This is a genomic window from Streptomyces erythrochromogenes (assembly GCF_036170895.1).
GTDB classification, from domain to species: Bacteria; Actinomycetota; Actinomycetes; order Streptomycetales; family Streptomycetaceae; genus Streptomyces; species Streptomyces erythrochromogenes.
In genome coordinates this window covers 1,854,671-1,876,067 of record NZ_CP108036.1, presented here as the reverse complement: position 1 = coordinate 1,876,067, position 21,397 = coordinate 1,854,671, and the positions used below count along the sequence as shown (strand labels likewise).

Genomic DNA, 21,397 nt, shown 5'->3' with positions numbered 1-21,397 from the left:
CTCTCACACCCTGATCCCCTCCCCGAGGAGGCAGCGCATGGCCGCAGTGACGAAGGACCCGGTCGAAGACCCCGTGATCCACATTCTCTGGATCAACGCGGGCCTGAGCTGCGACGGCGACTCCGTGTCCCTGACGGCGGCGATGCAGCCGAGCATCGAGGAGATCGTCACCGGCACCCTGCCGGGTCTCCCCAAGATCGCCGTGCATTGGCCCCTGATCGACTTCGAATGCGGCCCGGTCGGCGGCGCGGACACCTTCATCGAGTGGTTCTTCAAGGGCGAGCGCGGCGAGATCGACCCGTTCGTCCTCGTCGTCGAGGGCTCGATCCCCAACGAGTCGATCAAGCCCGAGGGCTACTGGTGCGGGTTCGGCGACGACCCGGCGACCGGCCAGCCCATCACCACCAGCGAGTGGATCGACCGGCTGGCACCCAAGGCCCTCGCCGTCGTCGCCATCGGCACCTGCGCCACGTACGGCGGCATCCACGCGATGGAGGGCAACCCGACGGGCGCCATGGGCGTGCCCGACTACCTGGGCTGGGACTGGAAGTCGCAGGCCGGCATCCCCATCGTGTGCGTGCCCGGCTGCCCGATCCAGCCGGACAACTTCTCGGAGACCCTGACCTACCTGCTCTACCAGGCGGCCGGCTCGGCCCCGATGATCCCCCTCGACGACAAGCTGCGCCCCACCTGGCTGTTCGGCGCGACCGTGCACGAGGGCTGCGACCGCGCCGGCTACTACGAGCAGGGCCAGTTCGCCCACACCTACGACTCCCCGAAGTGCCTGGTCAAGCTGGGCTGCTGGGGTCCCGTCGTGAAGTGCAACGTCCCCAAGCGCGGCTGGATGAACGGCATCGGCGGCTGCCCCAATGTCGGCGGCATCTGCATCGCCTGCACCATGCCCGGCTTCCCCGACAAGTTCATGCCCTTCATGGACGAGCCCCCCGGCGCGAGGGTCTCCGTGACCGCGAGCGGGGCGTACGGGGTGCTGATCCGCAAGCTCCGCTCGGTCACCGCCCACACCGTGGACGAGGAGCCGAAGTGGCGGCGTGCCGGACGGAGCCTGACCACGGGCTACCGCCCGCCCTGGTGACGGCCCGCTCCTCCCGCCCCCCCCGCAGACAACGCCCCGCACGTACCGCACGTACCGAAGAAGGGTCACGGCAGAAACGATGGCAGCGAACACGAAGGCGGCCGGTGACGGCAGCGGCCTGGTGGAGATGGCCTGGGATCCGATCACGCGGATCGTCGGCAGCCTCGGCATCCACACGAAGATCGACTTCAAGCAGAAGCGCGTCGCGGAGTGCTACAGCACCTCGTCGGTCTTCCGCGGCTACAGCGTCTTCATGCGCGGCAAGGACCCCCGCGACGCGCACTTCATCACCAGCCGCATCTGCGGGATCTGCGGCGACAACCACGCCACCTGTTCCGTCTACGCGCAGAACATGGCCTACGGGGTGAAGCCGCCGCACCTCGGCGAGTGGATCATCAACCTGGGCGAGTCCGCGGAGTACATGTTCGACCACAACATCTTCCAGGAGAACCTGGTCGGGGTCGACTACTGCGAGAAGATGGTCCGCGAGACCAACCCCGGCGTCCTGGAACTGGCCGAGCGCACCGAGGCCCCGCACGCCGGCGACCACGGCTACCGCACCATCGCCGACATCATGCGCTCCCTCAACCCCATCGAGGGCGAGTTCTACCGCGAGGCCCTCCAGGTCAGCCGCTACACGCGCGAGATGTTCTGCCTGATGGAGGGGCGCCACGTGCACCCCTCCACGCTCTACCCGGGAGGCGTCGGCACCGTCGCCTCCGTCCAGCTCTTCACGGACTACATGAGCCGGCTCATGCGCTACGTCGAGTTCATGAAGCGCGTCGTCCCGCTCCACGACGACCTCTTCGACTTCTTCTACGAGGCCCTGCCCGGCTACGAGGAGGTCGGCCGCCGCCGGGTGCTCCTGGGCTGCTGGGGCGCGCTCAACGACCCCGAGCACTGCGACTTCACCTACGCCAACATGACCGAGTGGGGACGGAAGATGTTCGTCACCCCGGGCGTCGTCGTGGACGGCAAACTCGTCACCAACGACCTCACCGAGATCAACCTCGGCATCCGCATCCTGCTCGGCAGCTCGTACTACGACGACTGGGAGGGCAAGGAGCAGTTCGTCACGCACGACCCGCTCGGCAACCCGGTCGACCCCCGCCACCCGTGGAACCAGCACACCATCCCGGCCCCGCAGAAGCGCAACTTCGACGACAAGTACAGCTGGGTGATGTCACCCCGCTGGTTCGACGGCAAGGACCACCTCGCCCTCGACACCGGCGGCGGCCCCATCGCCCGCCTGTGGTCCACGGCCCTGTCCGGCCTCGTCGACGTCGGCTACGTCAAGGCCACCGGGCACAGCGTCGTCATCAACCTGCCCCGCACGATGACCAAGCCCGAGACCCGCTTCGAGTGGAAGATCCCGAAGTGGAGCAACGCGCTGGAGCGCAACCGCGCCCGCACCTACTTCCAGGCGTACGCGGCCGGCATCGCCCTGCACTGCGCCGAGATGGGCCTCGCCGAGGTCCGCGCGGGACGCACCCAGACCTGGGAGAAGTTCGAGGTGCCGGACGAGTCCATCGGCGTCGGCTTCACCGAGGCCGTCCGGGGCGTCCTCTCGCACCACATGGTCATCCGCGACGGCAAGATCGCCAACTACCACCCCTACCCGCCGACGCCGTGGAACGCCAGCACCCGCGACACCTTCGGCACGCCCGGACCGTACGAGGACGCCGTGCAGAACACCCCGATCTTCGAGGAGAACACCCCGGAGAACTTCAAGGGCATCGACATCATGCGCGCCGTGCGCAGCTTCGACCCCTGCCTGCCCTGCGGCGTCCACATGTACGTCGGCGGCGGCAAGACCGTGAAGACGATGCACGTTCCCACCGGCCTGAGCGGACTGGGCGGATGAGCGCGGCCGTCGACGCCCGGGAGGCGGGCCGCCGCGTCGAGGAGGTCCTCGACCGGCTGGCCGCCACCGGGGACCGCGAGGCGTGCGCGGCCGCCGAGGAACTGGTGCGGGTGCTCATGGAGTTCTACGGCGCCGGGCTCGCCCGGATCGCCGAGAAGCTGGGCAACGGCCCGCTGGCCGCGGCCGCGGACGACGAGCTCGTGGCGAGCCTGCTGTCCCTGCACGGCCTGCACCCCGAGGACGTGCACACCCGGATCGCCCGCGCCCTGGCCGGCGCGGCCGACCCGGTGGAACTGCTCGGCTTCGACGAGGCCACCGGTGTCCTGCGGCTGCGCCCCGCTGCCGCCCCCACCGGCTGCGGCTGCGGCCCCGGCGGCGAGGAGGCCGCCCGGCGGACGCTGGAGGACGCCCTGACCTGCTTCGCCCCCGAGGTCACCAGCGTGGAGATGGAGCCCGCCCCGGCCCCGCAGCCCCCGCTGCTGCAGATCGGCACCCGGCCGCACAGCCCGGCGCGGGTCTCGTGAGCGGGCCCGCCCTGCGTACGGGGGGCCCGCGCGGGCTGCGCCGGTTCGCCGGCCCGCGCCCGCCCCGGCCCGAGACCTGCGAGCTGTGCGGGGTGGCGGTGCCCCCGGACGGGCACCGCCACCTGGTGGAGACCGAGAAGCGGACGCTGGTCTGCGCCTGCACCGCCTGCTCGCTGCTGTTCGACCGGCCCGGCGCCCGGACCGGCCGCTACCGGGCGGTCCCCGACCGGTACCTGACCGACCCGGACCACCGGCTCGACGCCGGGGTGTGGGAACGGCTCCAGATCCCCGTCGGCGTCGCCTTCTTCTTCCGCAACGCCGCACTGGACCGGCTGGTCGCCCTCTACCCCAGCCCGGCCGGGGCGACCGAGAGCGAACTCGATCCGCAGACCTGGCAGCAGGTCCTCGACGGCGGGCCCCTGGCCGCCCTGCTCGAACCCGACACGGAAGCCCTGCTCGTGCACCGCTGGGAGGGCCGCTCCGGCTGCTACCTCGTGCCGATCGACGTCTGTTACGAACTGGTCGGCCGGATGCGGATGCTGTGGCAGGGCTTCGACGGAGGGGCCGAGGCCCGGGCCGCCCTCGGCGCCTTCTTCGACGACGTCGAACGGCGGGCCAGGCCCGTGGCCCCCGCAAACCCCGCGGGGGACCGGTCATGACGGGCTTCGGCTTCACCTGCACCGGGGTGCGGGCCGACCCGTACGCCGCCGGCCCCACCCTCGTCTTCCGGCTGCGCGTCACCGCCGACCCGGACACCCGCGTGCACGCCCTCGCCCTGCGCTGCCAGATCCGCATCGAACCGGCCCGGCGCGGCTACGGCCCCGCCGAGGCGGAGGGCCTCGCCGACCTGTTCGGCGAACGCTCCCGGTGGGGCTCCACGCTCCAGCCGGTGCAGTTCGCCATGGTGTCGGTGATGGTGCCAGGCTTCACCGGGGAGACCGAGGCGGACCTCGTCGTGCCCTGCACCTACGACATGGACATCGCCGCGACCCGGTACTTCGAAGCCCTCCAGGACGGCGAAGTCCCGCTGCTGATGCTGTTCTCCGGCACCGCCTTCACCGGCGACGGCGGCTTCCGGGTCGAGCCGGTGCCCTGGGACCGCGAAGCCGCGTACCGGATGCCCGTGGCCGTCTGGCGCGAGATGGTCGAGCAGCACTTCCCCGGGTGCGGCTGGCTCCGGCTGCCGGCCGACACCATGGCCGAGCTGCTCGCCTACCGCTCCCGCCACGCGCTCGCCTCCTGGGAGGCGACCGTACGCGCCCTGCTGGACGCGGCCGACCCCGCGCAGCCGCCCCCGCCCGGGGCCGTCCGGCTGGGTGCGCTGCGTCCGCGCCTCACCGAGAGGACCGCCCCGTGACCGCGACCACCACCGCGGACCAGCGCTTCGCGGCCGCCCGGCAGGTGGCCGACGCCGTCCTCCTCGAGGGGTACGTGCTCTACCCGTACCGGGCCTCCGCCGCCAAGAACCGGATGCGCTGGCAGTTCGGGGTCCTCGTGCCCCCGGCATGGGGCCCGGCCCACGGCGAGCACGCCTTCCAGCGGACCGAGATCCTGATGGAGCCGAAGGGCGACGCGACGCTCGCCCTGGAGCTGCGGTTCCTGCACGCGCAGCGGCGTACGGTCCAGCAGGCGCTGGACGGCGGCGGCTTCGCCGACGCCGACGAACTGCACCTGGCCGACCGGGTCCTCGTCCCCTGGGACGAGGGAACCGAGGAGCGCGTCGAACTGGCCGTGCCCGTGAGCGGGTTGGCGGGGGACGGCATCTGCGTGCCGTTCGCCCGCCCCGCCCGCGACGGCATCGAGCCCGTCCTCGACGCCGACGGGCGGACGGCGGGCCGCCTGGTGCGGCGCACCGAGGAGATCGAGGGCGTACTGCGGCTGCGGGCCGTCGAACTCGACAGTGCCTACCGGGTGTTCCGGCTCACGGCCGTCGTGGAGAACACCAGCCCGTGGACCCCCGCGGCCGGATCCGACGCCGACCGGGAAGCGGCCCTGCCCCGCTCGCTGGTCGCCGCCCACCTCCTGCTCGGCCTCGACTCCGGTTCCTTCCTGTCGATGACCGACCCGCCCGAATGGGCCCGGGAGGCCGTCGCCGACTGCGAGAACCGCCACACCTGGCCGGTGCTCGCGGGCGAGGCGGGCCGCGCCGACGTGGTCCTGTCCTCCCCGATCATCCTGGAGGACCACCCGGCCATCGCCCCCGAGAGCGCGGGCGCCATGTACGACGCCACCGAGATCGACGAGATCCTCGCCCTGCGCACGGCAGCCCTGACCGACCAGGAGAAGCGCGAGGCGCGCGGCACCGACGCCCGGGCGGCCGCCGTCATCGACCTCGCCGACTCCCTGCCCCCCGAGGTGCTGGAACGGCTGCACGGCGCGGTGCGCTCCCTGCGGGAGGTCACCGGCCCGGACGGCCCGGAGCAGATCTGCGAAGTCCCCGACGAGGAAGCGGTCTTCAGACCGGACACCCCCTGGTGGGACCCGGCCGGCGCCGACACCGCCGATCCGGCCCGCGACCGCGTCACGATCGACGGCGCCCCCGTCGGCCCGGGCAGCCGCGTCCTGCTCCGCCCCGGACCGCGCCGCACCGACGCCCAGGACCTCTTCCTGCACGGCCGCGCCGCACAGGTCGAGGCCGTCCTGCACGACGTCGACGGGGGAGTGCACCTCGCCGTCACGGTGGAGGACGACCCCGGCGCGGACATCCGCCGGGAACAGGGCCGCTTCCTCTACTTCCAGCCCGACGAGGTCACCCTGTTGGAGGACGCGTGAGCCCCAAGGTCCTGATCGCGGGCATCGGCAACGTCTTCCTCGGCGACGACGGCTTCGGCGTGGAGACCGTGCGGGCCCTTTCCGCGCACCCCCTGCCCGACGGGGTCGAGGTGGTCGACTTCGGCGTGCGCGGGGTCCACCTCGCCTACCAGCTCCTCGACGGCTACGACACGCTCGTCCTGGTCGACGCCACCGCCCGCGGCAGCGCACCGGGCACCCTCTACCTCATCGAGGCGGAGGCGGAGACGGGCGCCGGTGCGGGTGCCGGTGCCGATGCGGGTGCCGGCACGCAGGCAGCAGGACCCGGCGAAGGGCCCGTGCTCGACGGCCACCACATGTCGCCCGACACCGTCCTCGCCCTGCTGGGCGCCCTGTGCGCCGGAACCGGCGCCACCCCTCCGCGGCGCACGCTGGTCCTCGGCTGTGAACCGGCCTGCGTCGAGGAGGGCATCGGACTGAGCGCGCCCGTGGCCGCCGCGGTACCGGAGGCCGTCCGCATGGCCCTCGACCTGCTCGACCGTCCGGCTCCCGACGAAGCCGGCGCACCCCGCCGTGAACTGAGGAGAACCCCATGAAGAAGGCTGTCATCAGCGGGGCCGCTCTCGCCGCCCTCGCCGCCGTCGTGCTCCAGGTCCTTCCCGACCTCAGGCGCTACCTGCGCATGCGCCGGATGTGACACCGCTGCCGCCGTGCCCCCCGCCGAACGGCGTACGGGGGGTGCGGCGCATCGGCGTGCCCGCCCGCCGCAACCCCGTCCCGCCGGTGTAATGAGCCCCGGCAGGACGGAGTCCGATGCACGAGATGTCGATCGCCATGGCCGTCGTGGGCCAGGTGGAAGAAGCCGCCGCGGCGGCCGGCGCGCACGCCGTCACGTCCGTACGGCTCCGGGTGGGCGAGCTGGCGGGGGTGGTGCCCGACGCGCTGGCCTTCTGCTTCGAACTGGCCTGTGCCGGAACGGTTCTCGACGGCGCCGAGCTCGTCACCGAATCCGTGGCGGCCCGCGCCCGCTGCGCGACCTGCCCCGGCACCTGGGCCGTGGGGATGCCCCCCGAGCTGTGCTGCCCCGGATGCGGCAGGGCCACGGACGTGGAACTGCTGTCGGGCCGCGAGCTGGAGATCCTCAGCGTCCGCTGGGAGGACGGCCCCGCCGGCGCCCGTACCCGCGAACCGATTCCCGAGGAGGCCTGAACCATGTGCCGAGTGGTCGATCTGCGGCAGGCGGTACTCGCCAAGAACGACGACGCCGCCCAGGCCCTGCGCACCGGACTCACCGCCCGCGGTACGACGGTGGTCAACCTGCTCTCCAGCCCCGGCAGCGGCAAGACGGCGCTCCTGGAGCGCGAACTGCTCCTGGCGCGTGAACGATCGGTGCCGGTCGCCGCACTCACCGCGGACCTGGCCACCGAGAACGACGCGCTGCGGCTGGCCCGTTCGGGCGTACCGGTCAAGCAGGTCCTCACGGACGGGCTGTGCCACCTGGAGGCCGGGATGCTCGGCCGGCACCTGGACGGCTGGCTGCCCGAGGACACTCGGATCCTCTTCGTGGAGAACGTGGGGAACCTGGTCTGCCCGGCGAGTTACGACCTGGGGGAGTCGCTGCGGGTGGTGCTCGCCTCGGTGACCGAGGGCGAGGACAAGCCGCTGAAGTACCCGACCGCCTTCGGGCTGGCGCAGCTGGTGGTCGTCACCAAGACCGACATCGCGCACGCCGTCGAATTCGACGAGGCCGCCTTCCGCGCCAACGTCGAACGCGTCAACCCCGGTGTGGAGATCATCATGACCTCGGCCCGCAGGGGCGAGGGCCTCGGGCTCCTGCTCGACCGGGCGCTGGCGGCCGGGGACGGGACCGGGACGCACACCCCGGTGATGGCCGGCCGACAGCAGGCGCAGGGCCACGACCACGGCCACCTGCACGGGCACGACCACGGACACCTGCACGGGCACGGGCACGGTCATGACCACGGGGCCGACGACCATCACCACCACCACGGCCCCGGCCACTCCCACGGCCCGGACCACCTTCCCGGCCCCGATCACGACCACGACCACGATCACGCGCACCCGCACCCGCACGTCCGGCCCGCCGCGCAGCCCCGCTGATGGAGGCGGTCCAGCGCCGCCGCGTCACCGTCCGCGGCGTGGTCCAGGGCGTCGGCTTCCGCCCCTACCTCTACACGCGCGCGACCGGGCTCGGCCTCGCCGGGCACGTCACCAACACCCCCGAGGGCGTCGTCGCCGAGGTCGAGGGCGCCCCGGCCGCCGTCTCGCGGTTCTGCGAGCACCTCGCGGCGGACGCGCCCCCGCTGGCGGTCGTGGACGCCGTCGACCACCACGAGGTCCCCGTCGCGGGCGGCGCCGGATTCACCATCATCGCCTCCCGCACCGGTGGCCCCGCGCGCACGCTCGTCTCCCCGGACGTCGCCACCTGCGCCGACTGCCTCGCCGAGCTCGCCGACCCGGCCGACCGGCGCCACCGGCACCCCTTCATCACCTGCACCCACTGCGGGCCGCGGTTCACCATCGTCACCGGGCTGCCCTACGACCGCGCCCACACCACCATGGCCCGCTTCCCCATGTGCCCCGACTGCGCCCGCGAGTACGGCGATCCCGCCGACCGCCGGTTCCACGCCCAGCCGGTCGCCTGCCCGGCCTGCGGCCCCCGGCTGACCCTGCTCACCGGGCGGACCGGGCGGCCCCCCTGCGAGACCCCGGACGAGGACCCGATCGCCGGGGCCCGCCGACTCCTGGCGGCCGGGGCGATCCTCGCCGTCAAGGGCCTCGGCGGCTACCACCTCGCCTGCGACGCCACCCACCCGGGAGCCGTGGCCGAGCTGCGCCGCCGCAAGGCCCGCGGCGACAAGCCCTTCGCCCTCATGGCCCGGGACATCCGCGACGCCGAACGGTACGCCTACATCGGCCCCGAGGAGCGCGCCCTGCTGGAGGGCGGCGTACGGCCCGTCGTGCTGCTGCGCCGCCGCGCCGGCGCGGACCCCGGGGGCCCGGCGGGCGCACTCGCCGAAGGGGTCGCCCCGCGCTGTCCCGACCTCGGCGTGATGCTCCCGTACACCCCGGTCCACCACCTGCTGCTCGGCCTGCCCGGTGACCCGCCCGGCCCCCGCCTGCTCGTCATGACCAGCGGGAACCTCGCCGGGGAGCCCATCGTCACCGACGACGACGAGGCCCTGGAACGGCTCGCCGGCCTCGCCGACGCCTGGCTCACCCACGACCGCCCCATCCACGTGCCGTGCGACGACTCCGTGGTGCGGGTCTGCGACGGCGAGACGCTGACCGTACGGCGCGCCCGCGGCTACGCCCCGCTCCCGATGACACTGCCGCTGCCGGTCCCCGCGACCCTCGCCGCCGGCGGCGACCTGAAGAACACCTTCTGCCTCGGCGAGGGACGCCGCGCCTGGCTGTCCGCCCACATCGGCGACATGGACGACCTCGCCACCCAGTACGCCCTCGAACGCGCCGAGCGGCAGCTGGAGTCCATCACCGGCGTCCGCCCCGTACTCCTCGCGGCGGACCGGCACCCGGGCTACCGCTCCGCCCAGTGGGCGCGGCGCACCACGGGATCCCGCCCGCTCGTCCGCGTGCAGCACCACCACGCGCACATCGCCTCCGCCCTCGCGGAACACGGCCTCGACGGCGAACACCCGGTGATCGGCGTCGCCTTCGACGGCACCGGCTACGGCGACGACGGCGCCGTGTGGGGCGGCGAGGTCCTCCTCGCCGACTACGCCGGCTACACCCGCTTCGCCCACCTCGGCTACGTGCCGCTGCCCGGCGGTGACGCGGCGGTGCACCGCCCGTACCGGATGGCCCTGGCCCATCTGCGGGCCGCAGGCCTGGCCCGCACCCCGGACCTCCCCTGCGTCGCCGCCTGCCCGCCCGACGAACTGCACGTACTGGAACGCCAGTTGGAGCGCGGCCTGAACTGCGTCCCGACCTCCAGCATGGGGCGGCTCTTCGACGCCGTCTCCTCGCTGGCCGGCGTTTGCCACCACGCCGGCTACGAGGCACAGGCCGCGATCGAGCTGGAGGCCGCGGCCCTGGAGGCCTCTGCCGCCGGCCCCGGCTACGCCTTCGGGCTGCGCGTCCCGGAGCGCCCCGGCGCCGGCCCGGTGGTCGCCGACCCGGCGCCGCTGCTGACGGCCGTGGTGGCCGACGTACGCGCGGGCCGGGAACCGGGGCTGATCGCCGCCGGCTTCCACGCCGGCGTCACCGCCCTCGTCGCCGAGCTCTGCGCACTCGCGCGCGAGCGGCACGGCCTGGACACCGTCGCGCTGACCGGCGGCGTCTTCGCCAACACCCTGCTGTCCTCCGCGTGCGCCCGCACCCTGCGGGCCTCCGGGTTCACCGTCCTGCGCCACGGCCGGGTCCCCCCGAACGACGGCGGGCTGTCCCTCGGCCAGCTCATGGTGGCGGCGGCCGCCGCCCCGGAGCAGTACCCGCACCACCCACAGCAAGGAGAAGCCCATGTGCCTGGCGGTACCCGGCAGAGTGCTTGACATCGGGGAGAAGGACGGCACCCGCATGGCTACCGTCGACTTCGGCGGCGTGCAGAAGGAGGTGTGCCTGGAGTACCTGCCGGACCTTCAGGTGGGCGAGTACGCCATCGTCCACGTCGGCTTCGCCCTCCAGCGCCTCGACGAGGAGTCGGCCCGGCAGACCCTCGCGCTCTTCGAGGAACTCGGCATGCTCCAGGAGGAGTTCGGCGACCCGTGGGAGCAGGCGGCCGCCCAGGCCGGCGCCGACTCCCCCTGGCCCTTCGCCGACGGCCCGTTCGGGGGAGAGGCCACCGCACCCCAGCACGTCCAGGAAGAAGGCCGGCCGTGAAGTACATCGAAGAGTTCCAGGACCCCGCCCTCGCGCGCCGGCTGCTCGACGACATCCACGCCACCGTGACCCGCCCCTGGGCCCTCATGGAGGTCTGCGGCGGCCAGACCCACACCATCATCCGGCACGGCATCGACCAACTCCTGCCCGAGCAGGTCGAGTTGATCCACGGCCCGGGCTGTCCGGTGTGCGTCACCCCGCTCGAGGTCATCGACAAGGCACTGGAGATCGCCTCCCGCCCCGACGTGATCTTCTGTTCCTTCGGGGACATGCTCCGGGTGCCCGGCACCGGCCGCGACCTGTTCCAGGTGCGCAGCGAGGGCGGCGACGTACGCGTCGTCTACTCTCCGCTCGACGCCCTGCGCGTCGCCCAGGAGAACCCGCAGCGCCAGGTGGTGTTCTTCGGCATCGGCTTCGAGACCACCGCCCCGCCCAACGCCATGACCGTCCACCAGGCGAAGAAGCTCGGCATCCACAACTTCAGCCTGCTGGTGTCCCACGTCCGGGTGCCCCCGGCGATCGAGGCGATCATGCAGTCGCCGAGCTGCCGCGTCCAGGGCTTCCTGGCCGCCGGGCACGTGTGCAGCGTGATGGGTGTGAGCGAGTACCCCGAGCTGGCCGCGCGCCACCGCGTACCCATCGTGGTGACGGGCTTCGAGCCGCTGGACATCCTGGAGGGCGTGCGCCGGGCCGTGCGGCAGCTGGAACGCGGCGAGCACACCGTCGACAACGCCTACGCGCGCGCCGTCCGCCCGGAGGGCAACCCGGCGGCCCTCGCCATGCTGGAGGACGTCTTCGAGGTCACCGACCGGGCCTGGCGCGGCATCGGCGTGATCCCGGACAGCGGGTGGCGGCTGTCCGCCCGCTACCGCGACTTCGACGCCGAACACCGCTTCTCGGTCAGCGGCATCAACACCCGGGAGCCGGCCGAGTGCCGCAGCGGCGAGGTGCTCCAGGGGCTGCTGAAACCGCACGAGTGCGAGGCGTTCGGCACCCTGTGCACCCCGCGCAGCCCGCTCGGCGCCACGATGGTCTCCAGCGAGGGCGCCTGCGCCGCGTACTACCTCTACCGGCGGCTCGAACTGGGGACCGTTCCCGCCGCCGCGACCACCCCGCAGGAGGCGAGCCCCGTTGTCTGACGCCGGTACCACCCTCGACATCACGGGCTGGACCTGCCCGGCCCCGCTGCGCGACCGTCCGCGCGTGGTGATGGGCCACGGCGGCGGTGGCGCACTCTCCGCCGAGCTGGTCGAGCACCTCTTCGCCCCCGCCTTCGGCGGTGACGTGCTGGCCCAGCTGGGAGACTCGGCGGCCGTCTCCCTCGGGGGCGTCCGGCTGGCGTTCTCGACCGACTCCTACGTGGTGCGGCCGCTGTTCTTCCCGGGCGGCGGCATCGGCGACCTCGCGGTCAACGGCACGGTGAACGACCTGGCCATGAGCGGAGCGCGCGCGGCGTACCTGTCCTGCGGGTTCATCCTGGAGGAGGGCATCGAGATGTCGGTGGTGGCGCGCGTGGCCGAGGCCATGGGCGCCGCCGCACGGACGGCGGGCGTGGAGATCGCCACCGGCGACACCAAGGTCGTCGAGGCGGGCCACGGCGACGGCGTCTACATCAACACCGCGGGCATCGGGATCATCCCCGACGGGGTGGACCTGCGTCCGCAGCGTGTCGTACCGGGCGACGTCGTGATCGTCAGCGGAGAGATCGGCCTCCACGGGGTGGCGATCATGAGTGTCCGGGAGGGCCTGGAGTTCGGCGTGGACGTCGAGAGCGACTGCGCCGCCCTCGGCGGTCTCGTCCAGAGCATGCTCGCCGTCACCCCCGACCTGCACGTCCTGCGCGACCCCACCCGGGGCGGCCTCGCCGCCTCCCTGAACGAGATCGCGGCCGCCTCGGGCACCGGGGTCGTGATCCGGGAGCGCAGCGTCCCGGTCCCCGCGGCCGTCGCCAACGCGTGCGCGATCCTCGGCCTCGACCCGCTGTACGTGGCGAACGAGGGCAAGCTGGTGGCCTTCGTGCCGCGCGAGCACGCCGAGGCCGTAATGGACGCGATGCGCGCCCATCCGCTCGGGCGGGCGGCGACGGTCATCGGCGAGGCCGTGGACGCCCACCCGGGCCTGGTCGTGGCCCGTACCGCCCTCGGCGGCACGCGTGTGGTCGACCTCCCGATCGGTGAGCAGCTGCCGCGCATCTGCTGACGCCCGGCCCGGGGCCGCTCCGTCCGGGCGGCGGCGAGCGGGGCGGGTCGGGTGGGCGGCGGGCGGGTCCGGTCAGCGGTCGTCCCGCATGTCGTCCAGGTCCCGCTCGCCCAGGTCCCGCATCACGTCCCGCATCGTCGCGTCCTCCCGGCCCCGCTCGTGCGCGACCTCGTCCGGGGTGCGCGGCCGGCCGCCCGTCTTCATCCGGTCCGGATCCGGCGACCGCCCGCGGATCCGCTCCTCCTTCTTGCCCGTCTCGCCACCCATGACCGTTCACACTCCTTCCGTGCGTACCGGTCCCTGCCCTGCGGCTACCCGTCCGGCGCTGCCCAAACCAGGGGCCCAGCCGGTCGGGTCGTGTCCCTCGGCGGCCGGCGCAGCAGGGCCTGACGGCAATTCCAGGTGACCGGGAAAGGGCCGGGCACACCCTCTGACCTGCCATGATGGATGTGACATCACTCTCCGCGCGAGCGGCCGCCGGCATCCCCGGACGCCATGGCCGCGCGCACCTCTCGTTCGGCCCGCTCCGGATCGTCGACGGAGACGGCGACCCGGCTGAAGGGCGCCCCTTCGGCCAGCTCCAGACAGAGGACGGTGCTCTCGGCCTTCACCGCGACGAAGTCCTCCCCGGCCGGCCTGTCCCGGACCCCGCTGCACCGCCCCGGGGACCACCTCCCCGAACCGGGCCGGCCGCGCAGTACGCGCCACCAGCTCCTCTCGACGCGCACCTCGCGCAGCGCCGACACGGGTACGCGCACCTGCCGCCGCCGCGCCGCCAGGCCCTCGCGCACCCCCAGCCGCACCACGACCTCGCCCCCCTCCACCTCCACCCGCGCCATGACCGCTCACCGCCTTCCCGCGGTGCGCCTCCCCAGGAACGCCCCACCCACACCTGTCAGCGCACGGCGGCCGGGTCGGCGCGCCCAGGACACCGTCATCATCGGATGAGCGGACGTGCCGACCCGGCCCAGGGGCTCAGGCGGGGAGGCTCAGGCGGGGAGGCCCACCTTCTCGTACGCCTCGTCGATCGCAGCCCGGGCGGCGGACTGCAGCGCGGTGTTGCCGAAGAGGTACGTGCCGGTGACGTCCCGCAGGGCGCGTCGCATGTCCGAGAAGTCAGACGTGCTCAGCAGCCGCACCAGGGCGAGGTAGATCAGCAGCGCCCACTCCTCGACCTTGAGGACCGGCCGGCCCGCCGCGTCCACCGAGGTGAGCAGGTTGAACATCGCCTTGTTGTGGATGTTGCTGTTGGTGTGCACCCCGCCGCTGTCGTGCGTCGTGTTCAGATAGTCGTCCATGTGGTCGGGATCGCCGGTCCGGGTGGGATCGCTCAGGTCGCGCAGGGGTTTCCCGTTGCCGCCCATCCCGGCCCCGAGCTCCCAGCTCCAGGTGCCGACGTCGTGGCGGTCCGGGGCCTGGTACCAGTTGGAGATGATGATGCCCATCGTGTCCGACAGCGACTCGTTCAGGGCGCCGGACTGGTCCTGGTAGATCAGGTTGCTGGAGGTCTCGATCACCCCGTGGGTCATCTCGTGCGCGATGATGTCGAGATGCCGGGCCAGGCTGACCAGCCGGCCTCCCTCGGACACCTGGCCGTACCACATCCGCCCCTTGAACCAGACGGCGTTGAACCACTCGGGTCCCGGTCCGTCCTCGTGGTAGGTGCAGTTGACCAGGGAGACCAGGTCCATGTCGGCGTCGTCGATGCCGTTGCGGAAGAGCTGGTCGCGGTAGTACTTCTCCACCCGCTCGGCATTGACGTGCGCGGAGACCCCGGCCCGGTGGCCGACACCGAAGTCGGCCTGCGGCGAGCCGATCGCCGCGGTCGGCGGCGGGGCGGTGTCGATGTCCGCGAAGCCCATGTCGTAGGTGGCGATCTGCCGCCACTGGTCGTGCAGGAGGAAGGAGCCGTTCTGCCGGCTGCCGTGGAACCGCTGCCGGGCGCTGACCTCGTCCTCGCCCTCCAGCCTGATCGGTACGGTGATCGTGGGGGACATCCCGTACGACTTGAGGATCTCGCCGGAGTGCGCGTCGACGAGGTATCCGGTGAGCGGGAATGCCTCGCGCGGCGACGCGCCGAGGCCGTGGCCGCGCCGGCCTGCCTCACGGCGGTTCTCGGGCAGTTGGGCCGGCACCTCGCGCAGGTGCCAGGCCAGGTGCCACTGATCGTTGCGGCTGATGTACGTCAAGGTGGGCGGTGGCAGCTCCGCGGCGTCGACCGTGCTCCCGGTCGCCGACTTGACCCGCTCCAGGGCCTCCGTACCCGACAGCTCCGGCACGGGGGTGACGCCCGCCACCTCGCCGAGCCTGCCGTCCATCGACACCAGCCGCTGGTCCTCGTCGATCTCGACCAGCACCTCGGCGCCGAAGACGGGGATCTCCTGCTGGGTCTGCTCGAAGCGGACCAGAGTGGTGCCCGTACCGGCCTGACGGCGCTCCATGCTCAGGACGAGATCGGGCACCCGCTCGGGCCGGTCCTCGCGGACGGCCTCCCGCAGCGCCGGTGACTCCTCCACGGCGAGCTTCTCCGCCAGGTAGAACCGTGCGGCCGATTCGGCCGAGTTGAAACCGCGGGACCCTTCGACGCCCTCCGGGGCGCCCACCCCGCGCACCGACTCGGGCCCTGGAGGCCCGCCGTCCGCCTGCGGGTCGTCGGTGAAGTGATAGCGGAAGCTTTCGAGCTGTGACATGACTGATGACACGACCCTTCGTGACGCTCCTGGTGGGGTCCCCCGCTCCTGCTTCCCCTCCCCTTCGCGCGCGTCCCCTTCGCGGCCTCCCCTTCAAACGTCACATCAGGTGACACCGGCGGCAACCGGGCAGCCCGTAGGGATGCACTGTGCTCCTGCTCCCACAGCCGTGTCCCGTTCAACTGTGCCCCGTTCAACGGCATCCGCCGTGGATGCGGGGATGCGGGGGTGCCACCGCAAGACGACGATGGAGGGGTCGGGAGCCTGTTCTCGGAGCAGCGTGCCCGGCCGTTGGCCGGGCACGTGGCCGTCGGCCCCCCGGGCTCCCGGGTCACGGAGGACTTCAGATGCCTGTGTTCTTCTTCGACATAGGGGGCACCCTGGCCGATGCCCTGCTGGCGGCCGACGACTCGCTGACCCTCCGGCCCCGGCCGCGTGTCATGGCCGTCCTCGACTCCCTCGGCGAGGCTCCGAAGGGCATCCTCTCCGACCCCGGAACGCTTCCACCGGCCACCGTGGCGGCGGCCCTGCACGAGGCGTTCCCCGGCCGCTTCACGGACGACGCCCTCGTGCGCTGGGGGCCGAAGGGCAGCCGGAGCCCCTTCGACGAGGCGGTCGCGAGCGTCCAGCCGCCCGGCTCGGCTCCCGTCGCGTGCGTCTTCGTCGGCGAGGACCCCCAGGAGCGCGCGTTCGCCCGGGAAGCGGGGATGCGCACCGCGGCCCACCCCGTGTTCGCCCGCGCGGCCATGGAGAACCGTCCCGTCCTCTGGACGCGGATCGAGCTGCCGGAGGGGCGGGAGCTGTCCGACCTGGCGGTGATCGCGAACGCCGCGGAGGTCGTTCCGGTGCATGTCGCCTCCGCGCGGCTCGTGCTCGCCATGGCGAGCACGAGCGGTGTCACCGCGCTCCAACAGGCCGGATTCACAACCGACTTGCGCGGGAGCGTGGAGGACACGGTGGCCTTCCTCCTCCGCGACAACCGCCCGCTCCCGGCCGTCGAAGCCTTCGAGGCGTTCGCCGGCGCCCCGCCCGGATCCCGGCCGGACGTCGAGGCGGCGCTGCGCGCCACGGCCGTCTTCGGCTACGTCGCCGACGAGCTGGCGGCGACCTCGGCCCCGCCGGTCGCCTCGCTGGGGCCCGCGCCCGGCGGCGTCTATCTCGCCGCGCCCGCCGGGGCCCCGGTGGAGGAGGTGCACCTGCCGGGTGCGAAGCCGGGACACACCGAACGGCTGCTACCGGACCCGGCGCTCCTCGACTTCCGCACCGAGGCCCCGCCCGGACGCCTCGCGGCGGCGTTCGGGGACGGCCTCCCCTCCCCGGAGACGATCGCCGCGGTCCGCGCGGCCGTGACGTCGGAGGTGCTCAGCAGGCACGTGGCGCGCATCTCCGGCATCGAGCCGCTGGTGGAGGGCGGACCGCTGAAGGTGCGCAGCCGGGACGCGTCGGCCGAGGACAACGCACGGGTCGTCGAGGCGCTGGCGCGCCGGTTCGAGGACCTCGGCCTGACCGTCCGGCTGCACCCGTTCCGGTGGCGCGAGCACCGGCTGCTGAACGTGGAGGCCGAGCACAGCGTCCCCGGCGCGGACTCGACCGTACTCATCACCGCCCACATGGACTCCACTGCGGCGAACGGCGACTTCGTCGACGCTGACGGCGATCCGCGCCCCTACGATCCGGCGGTCGACCCCGCGCCGGGAGCCGACGACGACGGCAGCGGGACAGCAGCCGTCATGGCCGCGGCGGAGTGTCTGAGAGGCTTGCTCGACGACGGCAGGGAGCCCACCCGGAACGTGCGCTTCGTACTGTTCAACGCCGAGGAACAGGGCCTGGTCGGGAGCAAGTTCTACGCACGGGCCGCCGCTGCGGCGGGTGACCGCATCGCCGGGGTCTTCCAGATGGACATGATCGCGGGCAGGCAGCAGGGGAGCAGCCCCGTCGTCGAGATCCACGCAGGGTCCCTGGTGGCGGGCCCGGTCGTGAGCGCGTCCGACGCGCTGGGCGAACGGGTCGCCCGTACCGTGCCGGTCATCGACTCCGCGGTGACGGTGCAGCAGCTCACCGGTCCCGCCGACCCGGCGGCGGGGCGCAGCGACCACGCGAGCTTCCACGAGCGGGGCTGGGCCGCCGTCGCCGTCTCCGAGGACCTGTTCTCCACGCCCGACGGAGACCCCGGCACCGGGACGCGGCAGTACCACACCCCGGGCGACACCCTCCTCGACCAGGACCACAACCCGGAGTTCGCGGCGACCGTGGCCCGCTCGGTCATCGCGACGGCCCTGACCTTCGCCGGCCTGTGACGGCGGTGAGGGCCCCTGACGGCCGGGCCGAGGGCTGCTGCGTCGTTCGGTACGAGGTGGCTCGGGTGCAACAGACGAGTAGATCAACGGAGTTGATGGCCCGATTACAGCCAGTCGCGCTTCTTGAAGATGACGTACAGGCTGACGCAGACGACCGCCATCAGCAGGATCGTGAAGGGGTAGCCGGCTGCCCACTTGAGTTCGGGCATGTCCTCGAAGTTCATGCCGCAGATGGTTCCCACCAGGGTGGGGGTGAAGAGGATGGCGGCCCAGGAGGAGATCTTCTTGAAGTCGGCACCCTTACACCGCTGACCTGCGTAAATCGGCTGCACGGGTGGTCTGACCTGGAGCGATCGACGTTTCCGAGTCTTTCATCCTGCTGCCCGTTTATGCAGCCGATTCTCCCCAGCCGCCCCGACCAGTCGCTCCGCGGGTCAGGAATCCGCCGAGGCGCGAGCCCCTCTGCGTGCCGACAGTCCTCGCATCAGGCGGGCGGCGCCGGCCGCGTAGGCGATGCCGAAGAGGAGCGAGGCCAAGAACGCCAGGTGCCGGGAGAACCCGTCGATGAGCGGGAAGATTTGCCAGTGGGTCAGGTAGATGTACAGGGAGCTGGTCGCGAGGAGGCCGGCCAGTTGGTTCAGGCGCTCCCAGCTGGGGAGGCTGGGCACCCACACCAGGAGCACGAATCCGGCGACGATAATCGCCTCGCGCCCGGGGTCGCCGGGGAAGAAGCCCGGCACGGTGGCCAGGGCCGCGAGGGTGACCAGGAGGCGCTGTCGCACGGTGGCGGCCTTGGCGGCGGCCCAGCCGAGGGCGAACAGCCAGAAGACGGTGACGGCGTCGGGGATGTGCTCGCGCTCCGGCAGGCCGACGAGGTCGTACCGGGTGAGGAGTCCCAGGCCGGCGAGGGCCAGGGGCAGGGCGTACGGGAACCGGCGCTCCGCCCGGTCGGCTGCGGGCAGGCCCAGGAGGCCGACGGCGGCGATCAGGATGTAGACGAGGGCCTCGATGAACCAGAAGTGCATACCGGTCTTGAGGTCGGCGGGGCCCATGACGCTGTCGAGCAGGAAGAGATTGGCGAGCGTGTAGTCGTCGTTGAGGAGCAGGATCAGGCCGATCCAGGCCATGCTCGGCAGCGCGACGCGGGCGAGGCTGGTCCAGCCCCGGCGTACGCGTACGCGCCGTTCGGCAGAAGTGAGCTGGAAGCGGGCGAAGTTGTATCCGGCGACCGCGAGCAGGATGTGCGCCCCGCCCTTGATGCCGAACACCTGGATGTGCGAGCCGACGATGCAGAAGATGGCCAGGGCGCGGAGCGCGACGCTCGTCTCCAGGGTCCGCCTGCGGGAGGTGTCCGCGTGCTCGGGCGGCCTGAGGTCCCGGATCGGTGTCGTGTGCCAGCCGGCCGGCAGGTGACCGAGCCGCTCTTCGAGCTGGATCGACATCTCCACGTACGAGAGCGAATCGCCGCCCAGGCTGACGAAGGAGCTGTCGTCCGTCACGTCCGAGCGGTCGAGGACCCGTGCGTAGAGCAGGTGTAGGGGTTCGGGGGCGCCGTCCGGCGTGGCCGCGGGGCGGGTGGTGGTGTCAGTGGTGCTGTCGGGCGCCTGACGGGTCAGGTTGCGCACGGCCCGGTAGTCGGGCTTGCCCGAGGGGAGGCGGGGGAGGGTGGCCAGGACGCGGACATGCACGGCGCGGGCCGGCAGACTGCAGTCGCGGGCCACGCGCCGGGCTATCCGGCGGGCGTCCCGGTCGTGGCCGCCGACGGCCGCGATGCGCAGTGCCTCGTCGTCGCCGGTGCACAGGGCGCTGACGCCGTGCCGGGCGAGCATCGCCTCGACCTGCCCGGGGTCGATGCGCAGGCCGAGGATCTTCGCGAACCGGCTGCTCCGGCCGACGATCTCGTACAGCCCGTCGGGCGAGCGGCGCGCGATGTCGCCGGTGCGGAGTTCGTGCACGGTCCGGCCCAGCGCGAGGTCGCCCGGGGAACGGGCATAGCCGAGCATGACGTTGGGGCCCGAGTAGACCAGCTCGCCGGTGTCGTCGTCGGTGCCATGGGTGCAGTCAGGGCCGTCGGCGCTGTCGGGTAGCGGCCGAAGGCGGAAGGAGCCGCCGGGGATGGGGATCCCTGCCGCCTCGGGGCGGGATTCCGCGAGGTGCGGCGGCAGGTAGGCCATGCGGGCCGTCGCCTCGGTCTGGCCGTACATCACGAAGAGCTTCCAGCCGGCTGCGCGGCCGAGTGCGGCGTAGCGGCGGACCTGGTCGGGCGCCAGGCGCCCGCCCGCCTGGGTGACGTAGCGCAGGTGGGGCAGTTCCATGGCGGCGAAGCCGACCCGGTCGAGCAGGTCGAAGGTGTAGGGAACCCCGGCGAGGGCCGTCCCCCGCGCGGCTTTGAAGAGCTCCCAGAAGCAGGTGTCGGCGACCGACAGGTCGGTCAGGATCAGTCCGGCGCCGCGCAGGAGGTGGCTGTGCACGACGGACAGGCCGTAGCAGTAGTGCAGGGGCAGGGTGGTCGCGGCGCGGTCGGTGTCCCGGATGTCCAGGTACTGGGCGATGGACTCCGCGTTGGTCTGGAGGTTCTCGTGCGACAGCCGGACGAGCTTCGGTGATCCGGTCGAGCCCGAGGTGCTGAGCAGCAGGGCGAGGTCCGGGTGCAGGTCGTGTGCCGAGACCTCGCGCCGCTCGTCGAGCAGCATGTCCTCGCCCTCGCGGCGGGCCACGACGTCCGGGTCGTACGCGTCGATCAAGGACTGGACGGCTTCGGGGTGGTCGCCCGGTACCAGGAGGACGGGGTGCCCGGCCGCGAGGGCGGCGAGGTGGACGACGAGGGCGTCGACGGTGTTGGTACCGACCAGCAGGACCAGGCGGCGTTCCCGGCCGAGGCGGCGGGCCGTCCTGTCCACGCGTACGGCCAACTCGGCATAGCTGACCGTGCCGTCGGCCGTGATGATGGCGGTCCGGTCGCCGTGGGCGGCGAGGCCGAGGGCGAACGGGACGGACGCGGTGCCTGGGAGTAGGCCGGGAAGGACTGTCACGGGCGCATCTTAGGAATGCCTTACCTCGCCCGATAGTCACAGGAAAGTCACAGATGGCTCATGGAAGATCCATTGAAAAATAAGCGG

19 protein-coding genes and 1 pseudogene are annotated in these 21,397 nt (G+C 72.7%); 15 read left to right on the top strand and 5 right to left on the bottom strand.

The window, feature by feature from the left end:
- Positions 1 to 37: 37 nt before the first annotated feature.
- The 14 genes from OHA91_RS08730 to hypE all read left to right on the top strand — a co-directional run bounded on the left by OHA91_RS08730 (position 38) and on the right by hypE (position 13,291).
- Positions 38 to 1,093 (top strand): NADH-quinone oxidoreductase subunit B family protein, encoded by a 1,056-nt coding sequence (locus tag OHA91_RS08730; protein WP_031152142.1) that lies wholly within the window; start codon positions 38 to 40, stop codon positions 1,091 to 1,093.
- A gap of 79 nt (positions 1,094 to 1,172) precedes the next feature.
- On the top strand, positions 1,173 to 2,957 hold the full coding sequence (locus OHA91_RS08725) for a nickel-dependent hydrogenase large subunit (protein WP_328738974.1): 1,785 nt from the start codon (positions 1,173 to 1,175) through the stop codon (positions 2,955 to 2,957).
- Positions 2,954 to 3,481, top strand: coding sequence for a hypothetical protein (locus OHA91_RS08720; protein ID WP_031152147.1), 528 nt, complete (start codon positions 2,954 to 2,956; stop codon positions 3,479 to 3,481). The genes OHA91_RS08725 and OHA91_RS08720 overlap by 4 nt, the downstream gene beginning before the upstream one ends.
- Positions 3,478 to 4,140: a DUF5947 family protein gene (locus tag OHA91_RS08715; RefSeq protein ID WP_266493185.1), complete on the top strand. Its 663-nt coding sequence runs from the start codon at positions 3,478 to 3,480 to the stop codon at positions 4,138 to 4,140. Before OHA91_RS08720 ends, OHA91_RS08715 begins: the two co-directional genes overlap by 4 nt.
- Entirely contained in the window at positions 4,137 to 4,838 is a 702-nt protein-coding gene (locus OHA91_RS08710; protein WP_266493187.1) for a DUF6084 family protein, read from the top strand. Before OHA91_RS08715 ends, OHA91_RS08710 begins: the two co-directional genes overlap by 4 nt.
- Positions 4,835 to 6,253 (top strand): hypothetical protein, encoded by a 1,419-nt coding sequence (locus OHA91_RS08705; RefSeq protein ID WP_031152155.1) that lies wholly within the window; start codon positions 4,835 to 4,837, stop codon positions 6,251 to 6,253. The genes OHA91_RS08710 and OHA91_RS08705 overlap by 4 nt, the downstream gene beginning before the upstream one ends.
- Positions 6,250 to 6,828 carry a hydrogenase maturation protease gene (locus OHA91_RS08700; RefSeq protein WP_328738973.1) on the top strand — a complete coding sequence of 193 codons (579 nt, stop codon included), beginning with the start codon at positions 6,250 to 6,252 and terminating at the stop codon, positions 6,826 to 6,828. Before OHA91_RS08705 ends, OHA91_RS08700 begins: the two co-directional genes overlap by 4 nt.
- Positions 6,825 to 6,929 (top strand): DUF6893 family small protein, encoded by a 105-nt coding sequence (locus OHA91_RS39850; RefSeq protein ID WP_381622670.1) that lies wholly within the window; start codon positions 6,825 to 6,827, stop codon positions 6,927 to 6,929. Before OHA91_RS08700 ends, OHA91_RS39850 begins: the two co-directional genes overlap by 4 nt.
- A gap of 116 nt (positions 6,930 to 7,045) precedes the next feature.
- Entirely contained in the window at positions 7,046 to 7,441 is a 396-nt protein-coding gene (locus OHA91_RS08695; RefSeq protein ID WP_031152160.1) for a hydrogenase maturation nickel metallochaperone HypA/HybF, read from the top strand.
- Between the two features lie 3 nt (positions 7,442 to 7,444).
- Entirely contained in the window at positions 7,445 to 8,353 is a 909-nt protein-coding gene (gene hypB, locus OHA91_RS08690; RefSeq protein ID WP_328738972.1) for a hydrogenase nickel incorporation protein HypB, read from the top strand.
- Entirely contained in the window at positions 8,353 to 10,764 is a 2,412-nt protein-coding gene (gene hypF, locus OHA91_RS08685; protein WP_328738971.1) for a carbamoyltransferase HypF, read from the top strand. Before hypB ends, hypF begins: the two co-directional genes overlap by 1 nt.
- A complete protein-coding gene (locus OHA91_RS08680; protein ID WP_051893244.1) occupies positions 10,733 to 11,092 on the top strand; it encodes a HypC/HybG/HupF family hydrogenase formation chaperone in 360 nt (119 codons plus the stop codon). Before hypF ends, OHA91_RS08680 begins: the two co-directional genes overlap by 32 nt.
- Entirely contained in the window at positions 11,089 to 12,231 is a 1,143-nt protein-coding gene (gene hypD / locus OHA91_RS08675) for a hydrogenase formation protein HypD (RefSeq protein ID WP_031152170.1), read from the top strand. Before OHA91_RS08680 ends, hypD begins: the two co-directional genes overlap by 4 nt.
- The gene (hypE, locus tag OHA91_RS08670) at positions 12,224 to 13,291 is read left to right on the top strand and encodes a hydrogenase expression/formation protein HypE (RefSeq protein WP_408059158.1); all 1,068 of its coding nucleotides are present in this window, start codon (positions 12,224 to 12,226) and stop codon (positions 13,289 to 13,291) included. Before hypD ends, hypE begins: the two co-directional genes overlap by 8 nt.
- A gap of 72 nt (positions 13,292 to 13,363) precedes the next feature.
- Here hypE and OHA91_RS08665 read toward each other — a convergent pair whose 3' ends face one another.
- The 3 genes from OHA91_RS08665 to OHA91_RS08655 all read right to left on the bottom strand — a co-directional run bounded on the left by OHA91_RS08665 (position 13,364) and on the right by OHA91_RS08655 (position 15,981).
- Positions 13,364 to 13,558 (bottom strand): hypothetical protein, encoded by a 195-nt coding sequence (locus OHA91_RS08665; protein ID WP_031152174.1) that lies wholly within the window; start codon positions 13,556 to 13,558, stop codon positions 13,364 to 13,366.
- Positions 13,559 to 13,746: 188 nt separating this feature from the next.
- The gene (locus OHA91_RS08660; protein WP_051893245.1) at positions 13,747 to 14,130 is read right to left on the bottom strand and encodes a hypothetical protein; all 384 of its coding nucleotides are present in this window, start codon (positions 14,128 to 14,130) and stop codon (positions 13,747 to 13,749) included.
- A gap of 150 nt (positions 14,131 to 14,280) precedes the next feature.
- Positions 14,281 to 15,981 (bottom strand): M4 family metallopeptidase, encoded by a 1,701-nt coding sequence (locus OHA91_RS08655; protein ID WP_031152178.1) that lies wholly within the window; start codon positions 15,979 to 15,981, stop codon positions 14,281 to 14,283.
- A 347-nt stretch (positions 15,982 to 16,328) separates the two neighbouring features.
- Between OHA91_RS08655 and OHA91_RS08650 the strand changes: the two genes are divergently transcribed.
- The gene (locus OHA91_RS08650) at positions 16,329 to 18,278 is read left to right on the top strand and encodes a M20/M25/M40 family metallo-hydrolase (RefSeq protein WP_266493201.1); all 1,950 of its coding nucleotides are present in this window, start codon (positions 16,329 to 16,331) and stop codon (positions 18,276 to 18,278) included.
- A 104-nt stretch (positions 18,279 to 18,382) separates the two neighbouring features.
- On the opposite strand, the pseudogene OHA91_RS08645 reads toward OHA91_RS08650, so the two are convergent.
- Both OHA91_RS08645 and OHA91_RS08640 read right to left on the bottom strand, forming a co-directional pair.
- A pseudogene (locus OHA91_RS08645) lies at positions 18,383 to 18,571 on the bottom strand (CorA family divalent cation transporter); the annotation flags it as partial.
- Positions 18,572 to 18,712: 141 nt separating this feature from the next.
- The gene (locus tag OHA91_RS08640; protein WP_328738970.1) at positions 18,713 to 21,310 is read right to left on the bottom strand and encodes an AMP-binding protein; all 2,598 of its coding nucleotides are present in this window, start codon (positions 21,308 to 21,310) and stop codon (positions 18,713 to 18,715) included.
- Positions 21,311 to 21,397 lie beyond the last annotated feature (87 nt).